Origin of the sequence: Nocardia sp. CA-145437 (genome assembly GCF_050956485.1) — a bacterium.
In the GTDB taxonomy this organism is placed as follows: domain Bacteria; phylum Actinomycetota; class Actinomycetes; order Mycobacteriales; family Mycobacteriaceae; genus Nocardia.
Window position 1 is genome coordinate 1152908 of record NZ_CP191204.1, and the last position, 21287, is coordinate 1174194.

Annotated in this window: 19 protein-coding genes; 15 read left to right on the plus strand and 4 right to left on the minus strand. The window is 68.6% G+C overall.

Annotated features, from left to right (window positions below):
• Positions 1 to 91: 91 nt before the first annotated feature.
• Complete coding sequence (locus ACQPYY_RS05015) at positions 92 to 724, plus strand: hypothetical protein (protein ID WP_433592903.1); 633 nt, start codon at positions 92 to 94, stop codon at positions 722 to 724.
• Positions 725 to 871: 147 nt separating this feature from the next.
• Entirely contained in the window at positions 872 to 4288 is a 3417-nt protein-coding gene (locus ACQPYY_RS05020; protein ID WP_433592904.1) for a BTAD domain-containing putative transcriptional regulator, read from the plus strand.
• A gap of 23 nt (positions 4289 to 4311) precedes the next feature.
• On the opposite strand, the gene ACQPYY_RS05025 is transcribed toward ACQPYY_RS05020, so the two are convergent.
• Positions 4312 to 4947 (minus strand): hemerythrin domain-containing protein, encoded by a 636-nt coding sequence (locus ACQPYY_RS05025; protein WP_433592905.1) that lies wholly within the window; start codon positions 4945 to 4947, stop codon positions 4312 to 4314.
• Positions 4948 to 5216: 269 nt separating this feature from the next.
• Here ACQPYY_RS05025 and ACQPYY_RS05030 point away from each other — a divergent pair, with 269 nt between their 5' ends.
• The 4 genes from ACQPYY_RS05030 to ACQPYY_RS05045 all read left to right on the plus strand — a co-directional run bounded on the left by ACQPYY_RS05030 (position 5217) and on the right by ACQPYY_RS05045 (position 8955).
• Complete coding sequence (locus tag ACQPYY_RS05030; RefSeq protein WP_357282226.1) at positions 5217 to 6434, plus strand: NADP-dependent isocitrate dehydrogenase; 1218 nt, start codon at positions 5217 to 5219, stop codon at positions 6432 to 6434.
• 297 nt (positions 6435 to 6731) lie between these two features.
• On the plus strand, positions 6732 to 7970 hold the full coding sequence (locus tag ACQPYY_RS05035) for an MFS transporter (RefSeq protein WP_433592906.1): 1239 nt from the start codon (positions 6732 to 6734) through the stop codon (positions 7968 to 7970).
• Positions 7971 to 8026: 56 nt separating this feature from the next.
• Positions 8027 to 8518, plus strand: coding sequence for an ester cyclase (locus tag ACQPYY_RS05040; protein ID WP_433592907.1), 492 nt, complete (start codon positions 8027 to 8029; stop codon positions 8516 to 8518).
• Positions 8519 to 8718: 200 nt separating this feature from the next.
• Positions 8719 to 8955 (plus strand): hypothetical protein, encoded by a 237-nt coding sequence (locus ACQPYY_RS05045; RefSeq protein WP_433592908.1) that lies wholly within the window; start codon positions 8719 to 8721, stop codon positions 8953 to 8955.
• 36 nt (positions 8956 to 8991) lie between these two features.
• On the opposite strand, the gene crcB (ACQPYY_RS05050) is transcribed toward ACQPYY_RS05045, so the two are convergent.
• Complete coding sequence (crcB, locus tag ACQPYY_RS05050; RefSeq protein ID WP_433592909.1) at positions 8992 to 9351, minus strand: fluoride efflux transporter CrcB; 360 nt, start codon at positions 9349 to 9351, stop codon at positions 8992 to 8994.
• Complete coding sequence (gene crcB / locus ACQPYY_RS05055; protein ID WP_433592910.1) at positions 9348 to 9851, minus strand: fluoride efflux transporter CrcB; 504 nt, start codon at positions 9849 to 9851, stop codon at positions 9348 to 9350. The genes crcB (ACQPYY_RS05050) and crcB (ACQPYY_RS05055) overlap by 4 nt, the downstream gene beginning before the upstream one ends.
• A gap of 114 nt (positions 9852 to 9965) precedes the next feature.
• Between crcB (ACQPYY_RS05055) and ACQPYY_RS05060 the strand changes: the two genes are divergently transcribed.
• The 9 genes from ACQPYY_RS05060 to ACQPYY_RS05100 all read left to right on the plus strand — a co-directional run bounded on the left by ACQPYY_RS05060 (position 9966) and on the right by ACQPYY_RS05100 (position 19730).
• On the plus strand, positions 9966 to 11276 hold the full coding sequence (locus tag ACQPYY_RS05060; protein WP_433592911.1) for an RNA-guided endonuclease TnpB family protein: 1311 nt from the start codon (positions 9966 to 9968) through the stop codon (positions 11274 to 11276).
• 139 nt (positions 11277 to 11415) lie between these two features.
• Positions 11416 to 12063 carry a TetR/AcrR family transcriptional regulator gene (locus ACQPYY_RS05065; RefSeq protein ID WP_379105387.1) on the plus strand — a complete coding sequence of 216 codons (648 nt, stop codon included), beginning with the start codon at positions 11416 to 11418 and terminating at the stop codon, positions 12061 to 12063.
• A gap of 147 nt (positions 12064 to 12210) precedes the next feature.
• Positions 12211 to 13416, plus strand: coding sequence for a lipid-transfer protein (locus ACQPYY_RS05070; protein WP_379105389.1), 1206 nt, complete (start codon positions 12211 to 12213; stop codon positions 13414 to 13416).
• Positions 13417 to 13444: 28 nt separating this feature from the next.
• Complete coding sequence (locus ACQPYY_RS05075) at positions 13445 to 13888, plus strand: type II toxin-antitoxin system Rv0910 family toxin (RefSeq protein ID WP_433592912.1); 444 nt, start codon at positions 13445 to 13447, stop codon at positions 13886 to 13888.
• 14 nt (positions 13889 to 13902) lie between these two features.
• Positions 13903 to 14766, plus strand: coding sequence for a MaoC/PaaZ C-terminal domain-containing protein (locus ACQPYY_RS05080; RefSeq protein ID WP_433592913.1), 864 nt, complete (start codon positions 13903 to 13905; stop codon positions 14764 to 14766).
• A 21-nt stretch (positions 14767 to 14787) separates the two neighbouring features.
• Positions 14788 to 15666 carry an SDR family oxidoreductase gene (locus tag ACQPYY_RS05085; RefSeq protein WP_379105394.1) on the plus strand — a complete coding sequence of 293 codons (879 nt, stop codon included), beginning with the start codon at positions 14788 to 14790 and terminating at the stop codon, positions 15664 to 15666.
• Positions 15667 to 15684: 18 nt separating this feature from the next.
• On the plus strand, positions 15685 to 16947 hold the full coding sequence (locus ACQPYY_RS05090) for an acyl-CoA dehydrogenase family protein (protein ID WP_433592914.1): 1263 nt from the start codon (positions 15685 to 15687) through the stop codon (positions 16945 to 16947).
• 93 nt (positions 16948 to 17040) lie between these two features.
• Positions 17041 to 17964: an alpha/beta fold hydrolase gene (locus ACQPYY_RS05095; protein WP_433592915.1), complete on the plus strand. Its 924-nt coding sequence runs from the start codon at positions 17041 to 17043 to the stop codon at positions 17962 to 17964.
• The gene (locus ACQPYY_RS05100) at positions 17961 to 19730 is read left to right on the plus strand and encodes an AMP-dependent synthetase/ligase (protein WP_433592916.1); all 1770 of its coding nucleotides are present in this window, start codon (positions 17961 to 17963) and stop codon (positions 19728 to 19730) included. Before ACQPYY_RS05095 ends, ACQPYY_RS05100 begins: the two co-directional genes overlap by 4 nt.
• Here the strand turns inward: ACQPYY_RS05100 and ACQPYY_RS05105 are convergent.
• Positions 19727 to 21109 carry a family 1 glycosylhydrolase gene (locus tag ACQPYY_RS05105; RefSeq protein ID WP_433592917.1) on the minus strand — a complete coding sequence of 461 codons (1383 nt, stop codon included), beginning with the start codon at positions 21107 to 21109 and terminating at the stop codon, positions 19727 to 19729. The two genes, ACQPYY_RS05100 and ACQPYY_RS05105, sit on opposite strands and share 4 nt — an antisense overlap.
• Between the last annotated feature and the right edge of the window lie 178 nt (positions 21110 to 21287).

The window sequence follows — 21287 nt, forward strand, 5'->3', positions numbered from 1 at the left end:
TGCCCGCCGCGAATCTCGCGGCGGGCACGGTCCGTTTCGGCCGCAAGTCGGCGGCAAGTCGCGGTGCATCGCCCTGGCCGACAGTACGACCATGACGATGACGATGATGCCCACCGCGACCGATCCGGACCTGCGGCTGCGCGCCGGCGCGCTGATCGCCGGCGGCGTGCTGTTCGCCGTGGGCAATGCCCTGCACCCGCTGGAACATTCCGAGGCGGCCGAACAGTCCGCCACCTGGGGTGCCGCCCACCTGACCTTCAGCGCCGGCGCGATCCTGATGGCGGTGGGACTGCCCGTGGTGTTCGCCGCCTGGCGAGACAGGAATGACTGGCCCACAAAGGTTTCCGCGGTCGCCCGGGTCCTGCTGTTCGTCGGGCTCACCGTCGCGATCCCGGTCGGCGCCTACCACGAGATCTATGTCGCGCCGCGCCTGTCGCACCATGAGCAATCGGCGATCGAGGAGGCCGCCCTCCCGGTGAACGGGCCGCTCGCCGCCGCCTTCCTGCTGGGATTCATCCTGCTGGCGGTGTGCGCGCTGGCGGCCCCGCGTCCGCTCCTCGGGCGTGGGTCCGCGGTCGCGCTGATCCTCGCGGTGGTCGCGATGGCCGGGGCCGAAGGGCTGCCGGGCGCGGAGGGGTGGTGGATCATCCCGGGCACCATCGCCGTCGGACTCGTTCTCGCGCTCGGCGGCTTCCGTGCGCTTCGACTGCCCGCGAGGCGATAAGCCGCCTGGGACAGCGGTCGCCCGCGCGTGCCTGTCGCGGACAGGCGTGGGCGACCGGTGTGTTGCGGTATCGGCGGTCGCCGGTCCGGATCGGCGTCAGTCGTTCGCTGTGTTAGCGAATGGGCTGTCGCAGCCGATGTATCGCCCGTGGTGTTCGTGGAAGTGCTGGGCGCACTGCGGGTGACGGTGGGCGGTCGGCCCGCCCCTTTGCGCGGGCCGAGGCAGGGGGCGGTGCTGGCGCGCCTGGTTTCGGCCGGGGGCGAGGTGGTTTCGGCGGATCGGCTCATCGAGGATCTGTGGCAGGGGGAGCCGCCGCCGAAGGCCTCGGGGGCGTTGCAGGCGCACATCTCGTATCTGCGGCGGGCATTGGAGCCGGATCGGCCGCCGCGCGCGCCCGCCGGAGTGCTCGTGTCGCAGACCCCCGGATACGCGCTGCGCCTGCCGGTTTCGGCCGTCGACGTCTGGCAATTCGGTCACCTGATGTCCGCCGCCGCCACCGAATCCGATCCGGCCGCCCGCCACCGCCTCCTCGATTCCGCGCTGGCGTTGTGGCGCGGCCCCGCCTATGCCGCCTACGCCGACGCGGCCTGGAGCGCCGCCGATATCGCCCGCCTCACCGATATGCGCTGGACCGCGGTGGAACAGCGGGCCGAGGCCGCCCTCGCCCTGGGTCGCCCGGAGGAGGCCGTCGCGGCCCTGCGCCGCCTGGTCGACGAACACCCCGAACGTGAAGCCGCCGTCCGGCTGCTGGCCCTCGCTCACTACCGCCAGGGACGCCAGCTCGAGGCCCTGGCCACGCTGCGCGACCTCCGCGCCACGCTCAACACCGAATTCGGCATCGACCCCAGCCCGCCGGTGCGCGAGCTGGAAGCCGCCATCCTCGCCCACGACCCGGCCCTCACGCTGCCCGCGCCCGCCGAGCCGTTCGCCGCGGAATCAGGTTCGACACGTTCACATTCCACCGATGAGGTCGCGACGATCGCATCGGTGGGGCCCGATCGGCCGGAACCCGTGCCACCGGTATCCGCCCCGGTCGGCTATGCGGGTCAACGTGCGGCCCTGCTGTCCGCCGCCCGCGAAGCCGCAGGCGGCCGCGGCCGATTGGTGTGGCTGGAAGGTGAGGCCGGAGCCGGCAAGACGACGCTGGTGCGATCGGTCGCCGACGAGCTCGCCGCTGCCGGCTGGCGGACCGCGGTCGGCCGCTGCCCCGAGGTCGACGGCGCTCCGGCGGCCTGGGCCTGGATGGAGCTGACCGGTGAATCCGGCGGCAAGGCAGCGGATCTCGGCGCGGACGCGACACCGTTCCGGCTGTCGCTGGGCGTGGTCGACCGCTTCGCCGAATGGACCGGACAGCCCATCGATACCCCGGGTGGGCGGATGAGCCCCGGCTCGGTCGTCCCGGATACACCGAGTTCGGTCGATACGGCGAGTGCGGCCGGGCCGGTGCTGGTGGTGCTGGAGGACGCGCATCGGGCGGACAGCGCGACCCTGCAGATCCTGCGGCAGGTGGTGGCGTGGTCGGCGCAGGCTCCGGTGCTGTTCGTGGTGACCATGCGCGGATCGGAAGTGGGGGACGAGGTTCGGGCCACGTCGGCGGCACTGGCGGCGGTGACCTCGGGACGGCTGGAGCTGACCGGGCTCGACCTCGAGGCCGTGCGGGCGGTCGCGGGGGCGGCCGGTCTGCGCGGAATCGACGATGCCACGGCCGAATTGGTGCGCGATCGCACCGGCGGTAATCCGCTGTTCGTGGCCGAGTTGGCGAAACTCGCTGCCGCCGAGGGGGATCTGCTGGCGGTGCCGGCGGGAGTCAGCGATGTGCTGCATCGCCGGATCGCGCGGCTGCCCGCCGAGGCGGCGCGCATGCTGCGGCTGCTCGCGGTGTGGGGCGGCGAGTCGGATTTCGACGCGCTGCTGGAGCTGACGGGCGAAACCGAAGGGGCCCTGGTCGATCTGGTCGACACCGTGGTGGTGGCCGGGCTGCTGCGCCTGGAGTCCGGGGGCCGGATCCGCTTCGGGCACGCGCTGACCCGGGACGCGGTCTACGCGGGCATTCCCGCGCTGCGCCGGGGCCGCATGCACTGGTCGGCGCTACGGGTGGCCGAGCGGGTGAATCCGGTGGATCCGGCGCTGCTCGCCCATCACGCCCTGACCGGCGCGCACGCGGGAACCGCCGGGGAGGCGCTGGGGTACGTCCTGGCCGCCGCCCGGCAGGACGGTGCGCGCCGCGCGTTCGCCGAGGCGGAACCGCTGTGGCGGGCCGCGCTGGATCTGCACACGCTCGCGGGCCATCGCGAGGACGGCCCCGATCCCGTTGTGGGCGCGGCCATTCTGGAAGTCCGCTGCGCCCTGGTCAACGCCCTCGCCTACCGCGGCAACGACGCCGCCGCCCGCGCCGAGCGCGCCGCCGCCCTCGACCTGGCCGAGCATCTCGCCGCGCGCACCGCGTCGTTCACCGGTGCCGCCATCGATCCCATCGCCCTGGCCCTCTGTTCCTGGCGAGCGCCGCTGATCTGGGGTACCCGGGACAAGCGGCTGCCGGATGATCGGGTGATCGGTGCGTTGCGGGCGGCGCTGGATCGTCCGCTGCCCGAGGCCGTGCGGGTGCGGCTGCTGGTGGGCTTGGTCGTGGAGGTCGAGGGTGATGACGACGCGCTGGCGTTCGCGGCGTCCGCGGAGGCGGTGGCGACGGCACGGGACCTGGGGGATCACGAATTGCTGTGCGCGGCCTTGAATGTCCGCGCGTATGTCGCGCTCGGCCCGGATCTGTGGGATGAACGTGCGGCGTTGGCCGACGAGCTGCTGGCGGTGTCCACGGCGGCGGGTCTGGTCGAATTCCAGGCGGTGGCGCACTTTCTGGGCTGCCTGATCGCCGGTGCGGACAACGATCTGGTGCGGGCGCGGCGGGCGGCCGAGCGCGGGCTGGAGTGCGCGACGGGTGGTCAGCTGCATCAGATGCTGATCGTGCTCACGCTGTTCGATGTGGTGCTCACGGTGCTGCGCGGCGATCTCGACGCCGCCGAGCGCGCGTACGCCGAGGCCAGCGCGCGAATGGTCGCGGCGGGCGCGGCGAACGGCGCGGAGCTGCTCATCGCCGGGGGCATGATGCTGGGCTGGGCGCGCGGCGATCTGTCCGGCCTGGTGGAGCCGATGGCGCAGGTGTACGCGATCTCGCCCGAGGCGCTCGCGCACCCGTACGCGCTGGCGCTGCTCGACAGCGGTGACATCGACGCCGCGCGTGCGGTTTTCGCCGCGGCCGCGCCGATCCGCCGGGACCACTACTGGTCGGTCATGGCGGTCTTCCGTTCCCGGGTCGCGCTGCGGCTCGGCGAGCTCGAGGCCGCGGCCGAGTGCTACCGCGACATGCTCCCGCGCTCGGGCACGGTCGCGGGCCTCGACACCGGTTCGGTCGTCTACGGTCCGATCGACACGGTGCTGGCCGAGCTGGCCGACGCGCTGGGCGACCCGGAGGCCGCCGCCGCGCATCGAACCCGCGCGACCGAGGTCGACGCCCATCTCACCGCCCAGCTCGCCACCCTCCCGTCGGCGGCGCGAACTCGTCGGTAGGGCATTCGGCTGTGCCCGCCGGGTCAGCTCCCGGCGATGAGGGCTTCCCGGCGCCGATGCCCGCGCCCGAACCAGCGCAGCATGAGGCCGAGCACGAGCCCGCCCTCGGCGGTGGCGCGCTCCCATTCCTCGGGCGTGCACATGCCGAACATGCGCGGCAGTTCGAAGCTCATGGTCGCGCCCTTGCGGGCGGCGGCTTCGACGGCGCTCCACTGCTCGGCGTCGAGGTGGGCGGTGATCACCGGGAAGACGGTGTCCTCCTCGTCGGCGATGTGCTCGCTGAGCAACGCGTTCAAGCGGCCGAGGTGGTCGCTGAGCGCCGCCGCGGATCCTTCGCGGGCGAGTTCGCGCGCGCCGTCGCGCACGCTGTCCAGGATCGGGTCGAGCTGGGCGTGGTCGTCCTCGAGTTCGCGCACGTCCACCGCGCCGGTGCCGCGCAGCAGCGGCCACAGCACCTCGTCCTCGATGGTGTGGTGGTGGTGGATGCTGTCGCAGAGCAGCAGCAGGTATTCGGCGATGGCCGCGGCTCGCCGGGGTGGGCAGTCGGCGCGGCCGGCGGCGATGTCGAGGGTCAGGTCGGTGAAGCGCGCGGTGTCGGCGATCATGGCGCGGTGGGCGAGGCGCATGCCCAGCAGGTCGGGCTCGGTGGTGGTCGGCATACTGGAGACTGTGGGCCCGATCACTTGCACCCTACTTGCGAGTAACTGAGGGCGGGTTCCCGCACAGCGGGGGCTGCCCGCGCGGTGAGGTCCATAGCAGCAGTACGCTTGTCTTGCTTGACGCCACATCGGACATGGACCTGGTACCACAGGTCCGGTGCCGGGAGTCATGCGTATACGTTGTCTGTTGAACAGCTGGGGTCCGCTACAAGCGGTGCTCACCGGCCGTGCAATGGGAGCACCACCTTCCTAGGAGGACACGAAGATCCATGTCCAAGATCAAGGTTGAAGGGACCGTCGTCGAACTCGATGGCGACGAGATGACCCGGATCATCTGGCAGTTCATCAAGGACAAGCTGGTCAATCCGTATCTCGACGTGAACCTCGAGTACTACGACCTCGGCATCGAAGCCCGCGACAAGACCGATGATCAGATCACGATCGACGCCGCGAACGCCATCAAGAAGCACGGCGTCGGCGTCAAGTGCGCGACGATCACCCCCGATGAGGCGCGAGTCGAGGAATTCGGCCTCAAGAAGATGTGGCGGTCGCCGAACGGCACCATCCGCAACATCCTGGGCGGCACGATCTTCCGCGCCCCGATCATCATCTCGAACGTTCCGCGTCTGGTTCCGGGCTGGACCAAGCCGATCATCATCGGCCGTCACGCCTTCGGTGACCAGTACCGCGCCACCGATTTCAAGGTGCACCAGGCGGGCACCGTCACCCTGACCTTCACGCCCGAGGACGGCTCCGAGCCGATCCAGCACGAGGTCGTGCGCATGCCGGAAGACGGCGGCGTGGTCATGGGCATGTACAACTTCCAGGAGTCCATCCGGGACTTCGCGCGGGCCTCGCTGAACTACGGCCTGCAGCAGAACTACCCGGTGTACATGTCGACCAAGAACACCATCCTCAAGGCCTACGACGGCATGTTCAAGGACACCTTCGAGGAGGTGTACCAGACCGAGTTCAAGGACGAGTTCGACGCGGCCGGTCTGACCTACGAGCACCGCCTGATCGACGACATGGTCGCCTCCGCGCTCAAGTGGGAGGGCGGCTACGTCTGGGCCTGCAAGAACTACGACGGCGACGTGCAGTCCGACACCGTGGCGCAGGGCTTCGGCTCGCTGGGTCTGATGACCTCCGTGCTGCTGACCCCGGACGGCCGCACCTGTGAGGCGGAGGCGGCGCACGGCACCGTGACCCGTCACTACCGTCAGCACCAGCAGGGCAAGCCCACCTCCACCAACCCGATCGCCTCGATCTTCGCGTGGACGCGTGGCCTGGCCCACCGCGGCAAGCTGGACAACACCCCCGAGGTGATCGGCTTCGCGCAGACCCTCGAGGACGTCGTCATCAAGACGGTCGAGTCCGGTCAGATGACCAAGGACCTCGCGCTGCTGGTCGGCGGCGACCAGGGCTACCTGACCACCGAGGAGTTCCTCGGCGTGCTGGACGCCAACCTGGCTCGCGAGATTCGCTGAAACCCCCACTCCGGGTGGACGTTCCGACGTCCGAGGAGAGCCGCGCGAACGTGAACAGCGCGAAGCGGTGACGATGGCGGCCGGGACCACAGTCCCGGCCAGAACATCCAACCGCGCCCAACGGGCACCTGCCCCCACCGGAACCGGTGGGTGGGCGGGTGCCCGAACTGTCTTCCGGCCCGGGAATCGTCGCGGGACCGGATGGGTTGGCTCCGGGCCCGTCGGTGAGTGAGATCACCGGTCCGGACGGTATCGGGATCGTTCGCCGCTGTGTTGCGCTTGGTTGTGCCAGAATCCATGTCCGCTGCCGCAGCCACCGCCGATGAGACCGTCCTGATCAGGGCGGACGATCCCGTCGAGGCGTCCGCGCGCGGGCGGTGGCCGGTGCCCGCCATGCTGGCGCTGGCCTTGGGCGGGTTCGGGATCGGCACCACCGAATTCGTGACCATGGGGTTGCTGCCCGATATCGCGAAGTCGATGGCGGTGTCCGAACCGGCCGCGGGACACATCGTTTCCGCCTACGCGCTCGGTGTGGTGGTCGGGGCTCCGGTGATCGCGGCGTTGTGTGCGCGGGTACCGCGCAAGCGGCTGTTGATGGTGTTGATGCTGGCGTTCACGGCGGGCAACGCGGCCAGCGTGGTCGCGCCGACGTTCGCGACGCTGACACTCGCGCGGTTCGTGTCGGGTTTACCGCACGGCGCGTATTTCGGGGTCGCGTCGCTGGCGGCGGCCTCATTGGCCCCGGTGGGGCAGCGGGCGAAGGCGGTGGCCGCCGTTATGCTGGGATTGAGCGCCGCCAATGTCGTCGGCGTTCCCGCGGCGACTTGGCTGGGCCAGAATCTCGGCTGGCGGGCCGCTTTCGCGGTGGTCGCCGTGATCGGTCTGGCGACGGTGGCCGCGCTCTTCCGATTCGTGCCCGAGTTGCACGGCATTCGCATGACCGACCCCCGCACCGAACTGACGGCGCTGCGGCGTCCGCAGGTGTTGCTGACCCTGCTGGTCGGCGCGATCGGCTTCGGCGGCATGTTCGCGGTCTACACCTACATCACCACCACGCTCACCGATGTGGCGGGCGTGCGGATCGGCCTGGTGCCGCTGGTGCTGGCGTTGTTCGGGCTGGGCATGGTGGCGGGCAATATCGCGGGCGGCGTGCTGGCCGACCGTGGCGTGGATCGCGCGGTGTTCGTCTCGCTGCTGGCGATGGTGGTGATCCTGGCGGGTTATGTTGCGGCGGTGCACAATCCGTACACGGCGGCGGCCGGGGCGTTCCTGGTCGGCGCGTCGGGCGCGGCGCTGGCCCCGGCCCTGCAGACCCGTCTGATGGATGTCGCCCACGACGCGCAAACCCTCGCCGCCGCACTGAATCACGCGGCCCTCAATATCGCGAATGCCGCGGGTGCGTGGCTGGGTGGCCTGGTGATCGCCGCGGGGATGGGCTACACCGCCCCGGCGGTGGTCGGCACCGGGCTGGCGGTGCTGGGCGTGCTGCTCTTCATGGCGACCGTGTCGCTCGCGCGCCGGCCGGAGCGCCGGTAGCCGGGTATTTCCGGTTCGGCCCCTTCGCCTTCTGGTGTCGCGGGTGGATCATGAATATGGCGCCGAATTACCAGTGGAAGACGTTTCCTGCACGAAAGGACGGGAACGACATGTCAGAGCAGAACAAAGCCACGGCCAAGCGCATATTCGATGCCTGGAACGCCAGGGATCTCGATGTCTTCGATGAAGTGATCGCGGCGGACGCCATCGATCACGATCCACAGAATCCGCACGCGGAGGTGCACGGTCCCGCGGCGCTCAGGCGGCAGGTGGAGATGTACCTCGCCGCGTTCCCCGATACGAGAATGCTGGTCAACGAGCAGTTCGCGGAAGGCGATTTCGTCCTCACCCGGTGGACGGCGTCGGGCACCAACCAGGGCCCGTTGATGGGGATGCCCGCCACCGGAAAGCCGGTCGTCATCGCGGGCATGACCGTCAACCGCTTCCAGACCGACGGCAAGATCGGCGAGAGCTGGGCGAACTGGGACACGCTCGGGATGTTGCAGCAGCTCGGTGTCATTCCGGCGGCGCAGTCGACGTCCGCCTGATTCGTCCGCTGTCCGGGTGGTGTGGTGCGGCGTGCGGGCCGGACCACACCGCCCCGATCAGGTGCGCGCCGGTCTTGCGGTGACCGGCGCGAGTGATGTTTGCTGAAACAGTGCTGGCAATCCGCTCGAGTGTCCAGTAGGGAGCGGGAGCACGCGTTTCGCCGAGCTGACATCGTTCTTCTACGAAGGGACTTCTCGTCATGCGCGCAGTCAGAACCGCCGTCCTCGCCGCGAGTTTGCTAGCCGGGCTGATCGTGCCCGCTCTCGCCGTGCCCACCATCGCCTCCGCCGACGCCATCAGTTGTGGCCAGGACCTCAACGGCTGCGCCTCCGCGTGCCGGGATCGGGTCGGCAATTCCTATGTCCGCCTCACCGACTGCGTCATGACCGAAGCGGGCTGGACCTGTGCCGCCTGCATGTACAACTCGCAGACCTGATCGGCGGCGGCTCTGGCCGACCCGGCGGCAGCCGGGTCAGACCAGGGCGTGTGCCGTGGTGAAGCCCAGCAGCGCCGCGCCCAGACCGGCGACGAGGCTGACCGTCACATTGAGGGCGGCGTAGAGGTACGAGCGTTCCTCGGTGAGACGGATGGTCTCGTAGCCGAACGTGCTGTACGTGGTGAGCGCGCCACAGAAGCCGGTGCCGAGCAGCGCGAAGGTGGGGGAGGAGGTGGCCGCGCCGGTGAGCGCGCCCAGGATCAGGCAGCCCGCCAGATTGACGGTCAGGGTGCCCCACGGGAACACGCTGTCGTGACGGGTCTGGATGGCGCGGTCGGTGAGGTAGCGCACGGGTGCGCCGACCATCGCGCCGAGGATCACCAGCAGTCCGGTCATGCCGCCGCCTTCCGGTAGCCGCCCGCCGCGCGGGTGAGCCGCACCGCGAGCAGGGTGGCCAGGAGCGCGCAGCTCAGCGTGGCGGCCAGATAGGCGAATGCCGTTGCGACAGTGCCGGGTTCGAGCAGTGCGCGGGTCTCGTTGGCGTAGGTGGAGAACGTGGTGAACCCGCCGAGGATGCCGACGCCGAGGAACGGCCGCACCAGCGGGTGGGTGGTGCGCAGTTCGGTGACGATCACCATGAGCACGCCGATCAGGAAGCAGCCCAGCACATTCGTGGCGAAGGTGGCCCACGGGAATCCGTGCGCGGGAGTCGGCCAGATCTGGGCGAGGCCGTAGCGGGCGAGTGCGCCGATGGCGCCGCCGATCGAGATGACGGTCAGGATCGCGCCCTGGGAGTGCAGCAGTTCCTGCCGCTGTTCGGAGTTGCTCAGATTGATGTCGCGGTCGATCGGTTCGGCCACCTCCGGATAAGCGGTCGCATCCAGTTCTCTGGTCACGGTAGGTCTCCTGCACCGGTGCACATGTCGCGTGTCTTGGCACGGTTCGCAACAGTGGTGCCGGGTTTCTGGCGCGTCAGCTTGTTGTCGGTGGTCTTGGTTATGGTCACTGGCGTGAAGGTGGTGCAGGCGTTCAAGTTTGCGCTGGACCCTAACTCGGCGGCGGAGGCTGCCTTGTTCGGGCATTGCGGTGCGGCGCGGTTCGCCTATAACCACATGCTCGCACGGGTGAAAGCAGTCGTCGACCAGAGGAGTGCCGAGTGCTCCTACGGCCTGACCGGTGATGAGCTGACCCCGACGTTGAACTGGTCGGCCTACGGTTTGCGCAAGGACTGGAATCAGCGCAAGGATACTGCCGCCGTTGAGCGCGACACGGGGCTGCCGTGGTGGAGTCGGTATTCGAAGGAAGCGTATTCCTCCGCGATGGCTGATCTGGCTGCGGGCCTGCGCAACTGGTCGCAATCCCGTCACCGAAAGCGTACGGGGCGGGTCATGGGATTTCCCCGGTTCCGTCGCCGCAAGGGCGATGGGGTGGGGTCGTCGGTGCGGTTCACCACTGGCACGATCCGCCTCGAGGGCCGCACCCGTGTGGTGCTGCCGGTGATCGGGTCGATCAAGACCCACGAATCCACCCGTAAACTCGCCCGCCGCATCGAGGCGGGTACCGCGCGGATCATGGCGGCGACGATCAAGCAGGAGCGGGCGCGATGGTTCGTTGTGTTCACCTGTGAGGTCGACCGCAGTGACGGTGGTGTGCACGCAAATCCGCGTCATATCGACAAGCACTTGGCCCGGTTACGGCGCGAATCGCGGCGGGTGTCGCGCAGGAGGGGCCCCGACCGGCGCACCGGTCAGACGGGGTCGGGGCGATGGCATCGCGCCAACCGGGTCCGGAATCGGGTGTATCACCGGATTGCCAACAGCCGCCGCGACAGCCTCCACAAGCTCACCAGTGGACTGGCCGGCACTTACGGGGCGATCGCGGTTGAGGATTTGAACGTTGCTGGGTTGCTGCGCAACCGGCGGATGGCCCGCGCCATAGCTGACTGCGGCTTCGCCATGCTTCGACATCAACTCGAGTACAAGACAGCGTGGCGCGGCAGCGTTTTTGTCGTCGCGGACCGGTGGTATCCGTCGAGCAAGACCTGTTCGGGCTGCAAGGCAATAAAAGCCACGTTGTCTCTGACCGAACGGATATTCACCTGTCAGGTGTGTGGGCTGGTCCTGGACCGAGATTTCAATGCCGCCCGTAACCTAGCCGATCAGATAGGCATCCTCTTCCCGGAGTGGCCGGGTGAGGCGAAACGTGGACGCCGAGGCGATGTCAGACCTGCACAGCGGGCAATCGCCGATGAAACGTCTACCCGACGACCGCTCATAACGGCGGCACAGGGACCCCAGCGCAGTAATGCGCTGGGCAACTGAGACCGATACACACAGTTGAACGGTAGGGACTGTTGGCGGCGCGCGCTTCGCGGATCGGTAGTGGATGAGATCCTTTCGCTCGATGGCCAGCAATTCGGGCGCGAACATACACGGGTGTATGTAAGTGTAAGATTCCGGCATGACCAGCTCCGCCGTCTCGAAGCCGCCGCGCCGCACTCAGGAACAACGCAGCACCGAGACGCGGACGCGATTGCTGGACGCCACCATCGAGTGCCTGGTCGAGTACGGCTATGCCGGAACCACCACGCCGCGGGTGGCCGAACGCGCGGGGGTCACCCGCGGCGCGCAGGTGCATCACTTCGGGTCCAAGAGTGAGCTCGTGGTCGCCGCGATCAGTCACCTCGCGCAGCGGCGCACCGAGGCGGCGATGAAGGAGATCGGGCGGGTTCGCAGTACGGAGGATCCGATCGCCGCGACCCTCGAGGCCATGTGGGAGCTGCATCAGGGCCCGCTGTTCATCGCGGCCATCGAGTTGTGGGTGGCCAGCCGCACCGATCGGGTGCTCGCGGTGGAGATGGAGAAGGTCGAGCCGTTCGTGAACAACGCGGTGCTGCTGGCGGTGGCCCAGCTGGTGCCGAACGAGCTGGACCGCAAGAACGTGCGCGATTTCGCCTACACGGCCATGGACACGCTGCGCGGAATCCTGGTCACCAACTTCATCTCACCGGATCCGGAGCGGGCGCACCGGCGCTGGCTGCGGGCCTCGGCGCAGCTGCGGCTGGCGGCCGCGGCGGTCATGCCGGACTTCCATCTCGGCGACCGATAACCGCCACCCTTACCGACGCCGCTGTATGTGCGGCCGGATCGGCCTGACCTTCTGATCTTGCCGTCCCGCTGTGGATTCGCCGTACCCCCTTGCGGCTTTACATACAGCTTTGTATGTTTGTTTTCGTTCCCCTATGTGAGGAGTTCGATGACGAACAAGGTCTACGTCGTCGGCGTCGGCATGACGAAGTTCGAGAAGCCGGGGCGGCGCAAGAACGAGGACGACAGCGCCTGGGACTACCCGGACATGGCCCGGGAGTCCGGCACCAAGGCGCTCGCGGACGCGGGGATCGACTACCGGGAGGTCGAGCAGGCCTACGTCGGTTACGTCTTCGGGGAGTCCACCTCCGGCCAGCGCGCCGTCTACGAGCTGGGCATGACCGGAATCCCGGTCGTCAATGTCAACAACAACTGCTCCACCGGCTCGACCGCGCTCTACCTTGCGGCACAGGCGATTCGGGGCGGCCTGGCCGAATGCACCCTGGCCCTGGGCTTCGAGAAGATGCAGCCGGGCTCGCTGGGTTCGGTGTGGGACGACCGTGAACAGCCCATGGCGCGCCACATCATGGCGCTGGCGGAGATCTCCGAGGTGCTGTTCCCGGTGGCCCCGTGGATGTTCGGCGCGGCCGGACGCGAGCACATGGCCAAGTACGGCACCACCGCCGAGCACTTCGCCAAGATCGGGTACAAGAACCACAAGCACTCGGTGAACAACCCGTATTCGCAGTTCCAGGACGAGTATTCGCTCGACGACATCCTGGGCTCGCGGATGATCTACGACCCGCTCACCAAACTCCAGTGCTCGCCGACCTCCGACGGCTCGGGTGCGGTCATCCTCGCCTCCGAGGACTTCGTGGACCGCCACGACCTGTCGCGGCAGGCGGTGGAGATCGTCGGCCAGGCCATGACCACCGACTTCGGCTCCACCTTCGACGGCAGCGCCAAGAACCTCATCGGCTACGACATGAATGTTCAGGCGGCCGAGAAGGTCTACGCACAAGCCGGTCTCGGCCCCGAGGACTTCCAGGTCATCGAGCTGCACGACTGCTTCTCCGCCAACGAGTTGCTGCTCTACGAGGCGCTGGGGCTGGCCAAGGAGGGCGAGGCCGGTCATCTCATCGACTCCGGCGCGACCACCTACGGCGGCAAGTGGGTGGTGAACCCGTCCGGCGGCCTGATCTCCAAGGGGCACCCGCTGGGCGCGACCGGTCTGGCGCAGTGCAGCGAGCTCACCTGGCAGCTGCGCGGCACCGCCGACAAGCGGCAGGTCGACAACGTGACCGCCGCCCTGCAGCACAATATCGGGCTCGGCGGCGCCGCCGTCGTCACCGCCTACCAGCGCGCCGAGCGCTGACCTTCGACTCGACGAGGAGCGAAAAGCCATGGGACACATCGAAGCCGGCAAGAACCTCAGCGCGACCCCCGATGCCCTGTGGGCGGTGGTCTCGGACCCGCAGACCTGGGACAAATGGTTCTCCATCCACGAGCGCTGGATGGAGGAGCCCCCGGCCGTACTGGCCCCGGGTGCGAAGCTGACCGCCAAGATCCTCATGCTCGGCATGGCCAACAAGATCGAGTGGGTGGTGGAGAGCGTCGAGACCCCGAACCGACTGGTGCTCAGCGGCACCGGCATGGCGGGCGTGAAGGTGCAGTTCTCCTTCGACATCACCCCCGAGGGCGGCGGCAGCAAGTTCTCCGTCGCGGGTGACTTCGAGGGCGCGCTGATCAAGGGCGCGCTGGGCAAGGCGGTCGAGAAGGACGGCCTGACTCAGCTGGACAAGACCCTGACCGCGCTCGACGCGCTGGCCACATCGGCGAGCCGGTGAGAGGGCGAGGCGAGATGGCGTCGACGGCAGTCGAATTCGACGAGTCCGGCCTGAACGCCTGGTCGGACGAGGAGTCCTTCGAGGTCACGCGGGAGCGGATCGCCGAATACGCCGCTGCCACCAACGATCCCATCGCCGCGCATCTGAAAGGTGATGTGGCCCCGCCGGTCTTCGCCATCGTCCCGGTGTTCGACGCCATGATGGCGCCGGTCATCGACGTGGCCCCGATGAACATCTTCGGGCGGGTGGTGCACGGGGAGCAGGACTTCCACTTCCACCGCCCGATCCGGCCCGGTGATCAGTTGGTCGCCCGGGCCCGCGCCATCGGTTTCGAGGGCAAGGACAACGGGTCCACCATCACCATCCACATCGAAACCCGTTCCGGCGATGGAGAACTGGTCAACGAGCAGTATCTGACCGCGTTCTTCCGGAATGTCGACGCGGGCCGGCAGGCCGGCGCGGCCGCTCCGGCTCACCGTTTCGATGCCGCGCTGGCGGAGCAGCCGCCGCTGGCGACGGTCGCGGCCCACGTGGACGCGGACCAGACCTACCGCTACGCACCGGCTTCGGGGGATCCGGTGCCGCTGCACCTGGATGACCAGGTGGCCAAGGACGCCGGTCTGCCCGGCATCATCGCGCACGGCCTGTGCACCATGGCGATGTCGTCGTGGGGCGTGCTGTCGCAGGTGGCGGGTTCGGATGTGGCGAAGCTGCGCCGATACGCGGTGCGGTTCTCCAAGATGGTCTTCCCGAACGACGACCTGGAGACGCAGATCTGGAAGGTCGGTTCCGCCGACGGCATCACCACCTACGCCTTTCGCACCGTGCGCGGCGACGACACCGTCCTGAGCGACGGACTCGCCGAGATCGCCGACTGATCGAGAACTGAGGAGACATTCATGGGCGCACTCGAGGGACGGGTTGCCATCATCACCGGCGCCGGGCGCGGTATCGGTCGTGAGCACGCGCTGTTGTTCGCCCGGGAGGGCGCGACGGTCGTGGTGAACGACCTCGGCGGCAGCAATGCCGGTGAGGGGTCCGACGCCGGTCCGGCGCAGCAGGTGGCCGAGGAGATCATCGCCGCAGGGGGGCGCGCGATCGCCAACACCGACAGCGTGGCCGACTGGCAGGGCGCGAAGAACCTGGTGGATCAGGCTGTTTCGGAGTTCGGCCGCCTCGATGTCGTGGTGAACAATGCCGGCATTCTGCGCGACGCCTTCGTCGCGGGCATGGAGGAGTCGCAGTGGGATTCGGTGCTGGCCGTGCATCTCAAGGGGCACGCGGCGGTGCTGCGGCATGCGGCCGGGTACTGGAAGGAGCAGTCCAAGGCGGGTAATCAGCCCAATGCCGCGGTCATCAATACGGCCTCCGCGTCGGGCACCACCATCCCCAATGCGGGGCAGGCGAATTACGGTGCGGCCAAGGCGGGTATCGCCGCGCTCACCCTGGTGGCGGCCGATGAGCTGGCCCGTTACGGCGTGCGTGTGAACGCCATCGCGCCGATCGCCCGGACCCGTCTCACCCTGGCCACCCCCGGCATGGGCGAGATGATGGCGGCGCAGCAGGCGGGCCTGGAGGATGGCGAGTTCGACGCCTTCAGCCCGGCCAATATCTCCCCGCTGGTGGCGTATCTGGCCACCGAGAAGTGCCCGATCACCGGCAAGGTGTTCGCGGTGCAGGGCGGCGCCATCTCGGAGCTGGCGGGCTGGCACGACGTGAAGACCATCGAGACCGAGGGCCCGTGGGCCATCGACGATATCGCCGGGCGACTGCCGTAATCAGGAAGGCGGACAACGATGTTCGAATGGTCCGAGACCGATGAGCTGATCCGCGACGCGGTGCGCGGCTTCATCGCCAAGGAGGTGCGGCCGCACCTCGACGCCCTCGACAGCGGCGAGCTGCTGCCGTACCCGATCATCCGGAAGCTGTTCGGCGAGTTCGGGATCGACGCCCTCGGCGAGGAGGCGATCACCGGACTGCTGGCCCGCCAGCGCAAACGGGAGGAAGCCCGCGCGGCGGGCGAGCCGCTGCCGGAGAAGAAGGAGCGCTCCGGTGACGGCAGCCCCTTCTCCGGGCAGGAGTCGATGATGGCGGTGCTGGTCAGCGAGCTGTCCGGGGTGTGCATGGGTCTGGTGAGCGCCATGGGCGTGAGCATCGGCCTGGGCGCGACCACCATCCTCGCGCGCGGCACCCTCGCGCAGAAGGAACGCTGGCTGCCCGATCTGGTGACCATGAAGAAGGTCGCGGCGTGGGCGATCACCGAACCCGATTCCGGCTCGGACGCGTTCGGCGGCATGAAGACCTACGTCAAGCGTGACGGTGAGGACTACATCCTCAACGGCCAGAAGACCTTCATCACCAACGGCCCGTACGCCGACACCGTGGTCGTCTACGCCAAGCTCGACGAGGGCGACGGCGCCGACAAGCGGGAACGCAAGGTGCTGACCTTCGTGCTGGACAAAGGCATGGAGGGTTTCACCCAGGGCAAGCCGTTCAAGAAGATGGGCCTGCACGCCTCACCGACCGGCGAATTGTTCTTCGACAATGTCCGGTTGGGCCGGGACCGGCTGCTCGGCGAGACCGAGGAGCACGAGGGCGGCGACGGCCGCGAGAGCGCGCGCTCCAGTTTCACCGCCGAGCGGATCGGCGTGGCCTTCATGGCGCTGGGCATCGTCAACGAATGCCACCGGCTCTGTGTGGATTACGCGAAGACCCGCAAGCTGTGGGGTCAGGAGATCGGCCGCTTCCAGCTGGTGCAGCTCAAGCTGGCCAGGATGGAGGTGGCGCGGATCAATGTGCAGAACATGGTCTTCATGGCCCTGGAACGCAACCGCGCCGGCAAACCCCCGAGCCTGGCCGAGGCCTCGGCCATGAAGCTGTACTGCGCGGAGGTCGCCACCGACGTGGCCATGGACGCGGTCCAACTGTTCGGCGGCAACGGCTACATGGCCGAATACCACGTCGAACAACTGGCCCGGGACGCCAAGTCCCTGATGATCTACGCCGGCTCCAACGAGATCCAGGTGACCCACGTCGCCAAGGGCCTGCTCGGCCGCTAGTTCCGGTGATTCCACGACACGGTCCGCCCGCGCACCGCTCGGGCGGACCGTTCGCTGATCGGCTCGGGTCGATCGGCACTACGACAGGAGCGCATGACAATGGCGTCATCCGACAAGACGGCGGCGTCATCCGACGACCACGCGGCCGCCGGGGCAGTGATCGAGGAACGAACGGTGTCCTACGCCGGTGTCCGTACCCGCGAACTGGCCGTCGCGGGAGCCGGGCTACCGATCGTGCTGCTGCACGGCTACGCCGACAGCGCCGACACGTGGCGCGGGGTACTGACCCGGCTGGGCGCGACCGGTCGGCGGGCGCTGGCGGTGGATCTGCCCGGCTTCGGCCTCGCGCAGGATCGCCGGTCCGGCGCGCTGACTCCGCAGTTCGACGAGTTCGCCGACGCCGTGGTCGCCGCGCACGGTCCGGTGGTGCTGGTGGGGAATTCGCTGGGCGCGGCGACCACTCTGCGGGCGGCTGCACGGCATCGGGACGGGCGAGTGGCGGGGATCGTCCTGCTGGACGAGCCGCTGCTGGCCCGGCATCGCCCGGCCCGGCTGGTTCGCCGCCGCGAGTACACACGGCTGTTCGGCCTCGCCAGCGCGCTGCCGGTGCCGGCTCCGGTCCTGCGCTGGGGGATCCGGCGGCTCGCCGCGGCCTTCTGCTACGGCCCCGGGGTCACGGCCGACCCGATGTACGTGGACACCTGGCTCCGCTCGATCCCCGACATGCCCGCCGCGGCGGCGCGGGCGCGCGATGCCGTGCGCTACGCCCGCGAACACCCGAACGGACACGGTGACCTGAGCATCGGCTGCCCGGCCCTGGTGGTGCACGGCGCGAAGGACCGGATCATCCCGGTCGCCGCGAGCCGCGAGCTGCACGCATTGTTGCCCGGCAGCGAGCTGGTGGTGCTGCCGCGCGCCGGACACTGCCCGCAGGTCGACTATCCCACCGAGGTCACGCGCCTCGTCCTCGATCACGCCGCCCGCGTGGACCCACGATCCGAATGGAGTGCTTCGTGACCGGTGATCCGACCACCCTGTGCGAGGCGTTCCAGCGCACCGCGGGCCGATTCCCGGACCGGGTGGCGCTGACCGGGGCCGACTGCGGACGGGAGCTCACCTGGGCCGACTATGCCCGCCGGGTAAGGGAATTGGCCGTCGGACTGGCCGGTATCGGGGTGGCCGCTGGGGACACGGTGGCCGTCATGCTGACCAACCGGGTCGAGTTCCATCTCGTCGACACCGCGATCCTGCACCTGGGGGCCACGCCGTTCTCGATCTACAACACCTTCACCGCCGAGCAGATCGCGCAGCTGTTCGCCAATGCGGAAAACCGGGTGGTGATCACCGAGTCCCGCTTCCTGGCGACGGTCCGGGCCGCCGATCCGGACGGTCGGATCGAGCACATCGTCTGCGTCGACGGTGAATTCGCGGACACGCTCACCCTGGACGCCGTCATCGCAACGCCCGTAACGGATTTCGACTTCGACGCGGCCTGGCGTGCGGTGCGCTCCGAGGATCTGCTCACCATCGTCTACACCTCCGGCACCACCGGTCCGCCGAAGGGCGTGGAGCTCACGCACGCCAATCTGCTGTTCGAGTTCGCGGCGATGGAGGCGCTGGCCCTGATCGGACCGGACGATCGGGTGGTGTCGTATCTGCCCGACGCGCATCTGGCGAATCGGGCGTTCGCGCACTACAACAACCTCATCCGGGGGGTGCAGATCACCACCGTCGCCGACCCCAAGCAGCTGATCGCCACCCTGCCGCAGGCCCGTCCCACCCTGTTCCTCGCGGTCCCCGCCATCTGGTACAAGGTGAAATCCGGCATCGAAACCCTCATCGCCGCGGAACAATCCACGCCGCGCGGACTGTTGTTGCGGTGGGCCGTCGACACCGGTGCGAGTGTGGCGAGACTGCGGTTCGCGGGCCGGAGCGCGCCGCTGTCGTTACGGATTCAGCTGATCCTGGCCGACCGCCTGGTATTGCGGACCTTGCGCGCCCGCATGGGACTCGACGCCATCAGAATCGCGGTCAGCGGCGCCGCACCGATCGCCCCCGATGCCATGGCCTTCATTCTGGGACTGGGCTTTCCGGTCTGCGAGGCCTGGGGCATGACCGAGTCCTCGGCCGCGGCTACGGCGAACCGCCCCGACGCCATCCGGATCGGGACGGTCGGGCAGGCGCTGCCCGGCGTCGAGGTACAGGTGGCCGCCGACGGTGAACTGCTCATTCGCGGACCGCTGGTCATGCGCGGTTACCGCCACGATCCCGAACAGACCGCCGCGGCGATCGATGCCGAGGGCTGGCTGCACACCGGCGATATCGGCGGCATCGACGCCGACGGCTACGTGCGTATCCTCGACCGCAAGAAGGAACTCATCATCAACGCGGCGGGCAAGAATATGTCGCCGTCGAATATCGAAGGCGCGGTGCGGGTTTCCTGCCCGCTGGTGCAGTCGGTGATGGCCGTCGGCGACAACCGCAAATACGTGACGGCCCTGCTGACCCTGGATCCCGACGCCTGCGCCGCCTACGCGCGCCGGCACGGTCTCGCGGACGGCGCGCCCGCGGTGCTCGCCGAGCATCCCGGCGTACTCGCCGAAATCGAGTCGGGCATGCGGGAAGCCAATGCCCGGCTGGCGCGGGTCGAACAGATCAAGCGCTATCGGGTGCTCCCGGTGACCTGGGAACCCGGGGGCGATGAGCTCACGCCGAAGATGTCCCTCAAACGCAAGCCCATCGCGGCGAAGTACGCCGCCGAGATCGAGGCGCTCTACGACTAGTTGGGGACGGACACCGGCCGCAGGCAGTCGCCGAACGGGATGGCGACCGAGCAGAAGGCGGGTTTACGGGTGGGGCGGTAGTCGGCGACGACACCGCCTCGTGCCGTGATGTCCTTGAACGCCGCCACGGCGTCGGTGGGGCGGCGGGTCAGGGACGGGTCGGTCTTGGCGTCGACGGTGTAGAGGCCGAATCGCGGTGAGAAGCTGCCCCATTCGTAGTTGTCGGTGAGGCTCCAGTAGTTGTAGCCGATGACGTTCATGCCGTCGGCCTTGGCGCGCTGCAGCCAGTAGACGGTGTCGCGCAGGTGGTCGGCGCGGTCGTAGCTGTCGGAGCGCGGGGCGGCGTTCTCGGTGGGCAGGCCGTTCTCCACCACGTAGATCGGCAGGCCCGGGAACTTCTCGGTGTAGTTGCGCAGGTTGTAGTAGATGCCCTCGGGTTCGATGGCGTTCTTCCACAGTTCGTCGCCGAGCAGCGCGGGGCTGGGCAGGTTCGTCAGGGACGCGCCGTAATAGAAGTCGACGCCGATGTAGTCCATCTTGCCCTTGATCCGATCGGCGAACATCATGTCGGTCAGGTCCTGCACGATCGGGTACTGCGCGATATTGCTGGTGACCTTCGCGCCGGGCTGGCGCGCGTGGATGTAGTCGTAGATCGAGTTGTGCGCCTGGACCATCCGGTCGAACATGGGCAGCGCGTCGAGCACCCCGATGTCACCGATCTTGATCGACTGCGCGACGTAGCCCATCGGTTCGTTGATGGTGACCCACATCGGGTCGTAGCTCGCGTACCGGTCGACGACCTGGCGCATATTGGCGAGCCAGTCCGACACGATGTCCTGTTTCTTCCAGCCGCCGCGATCGGCCTCCCAGCCGGGGATGACCCAGTGGTCGAGGGTCAGCATGGGGCGCATGCCCGCCGCGCGGATCTTCTGCAGAACCGTGTCGTAGAACTGGAAGTCGCGCTCGTCCCACACGCCCGCCTTCGGCTGCACGCGCGCCCATTCGATGCTGAGCCGGAAGACCTTCAGGCCCATGCCCGCGGCGAGGTCGATGTCCTCGGCGTACCGGTCGTAGAAGTCGACCGAGTTCAGGTAGGGGTCGTGCGCCTTCCCGGAGGTGGCGTACCGGCTCCAGTTGCTGTCGGGCGCACGGCCTTCGGACTGGAACCCGGACATGGCGACGCCCCACATGAAGTCGGAGCCGAAGGGATTCACCGTGGTCGGCGCGCCCGAACTTCCGGTGCCGGACCCGCTGGCGCTACCCGATCCCGAGCCGCTGGAGCTACCCGAGCCCGCGCTGCCCGTACCGGCGCTACCGGTTCCGGCGACGTCCGCGGGTGCGGAGGCAGCCACGGCGGACCCGCCCGCCACAATGGCCACGGCCGACAGAATCGAACACAGGACGCGCGTAGGTCTCATCGCGGCGGAATCTCCAGAACTCGGGCGGGCGCGGCGTGACGCCGCGGGGGTGGCCGCCCAGACTCTACTGGTCAATCGTCCAGAACGGGACCCTTTCGACTGGAACTCATTTCAGATCGGGTTTCCCGAAGAATTCGGG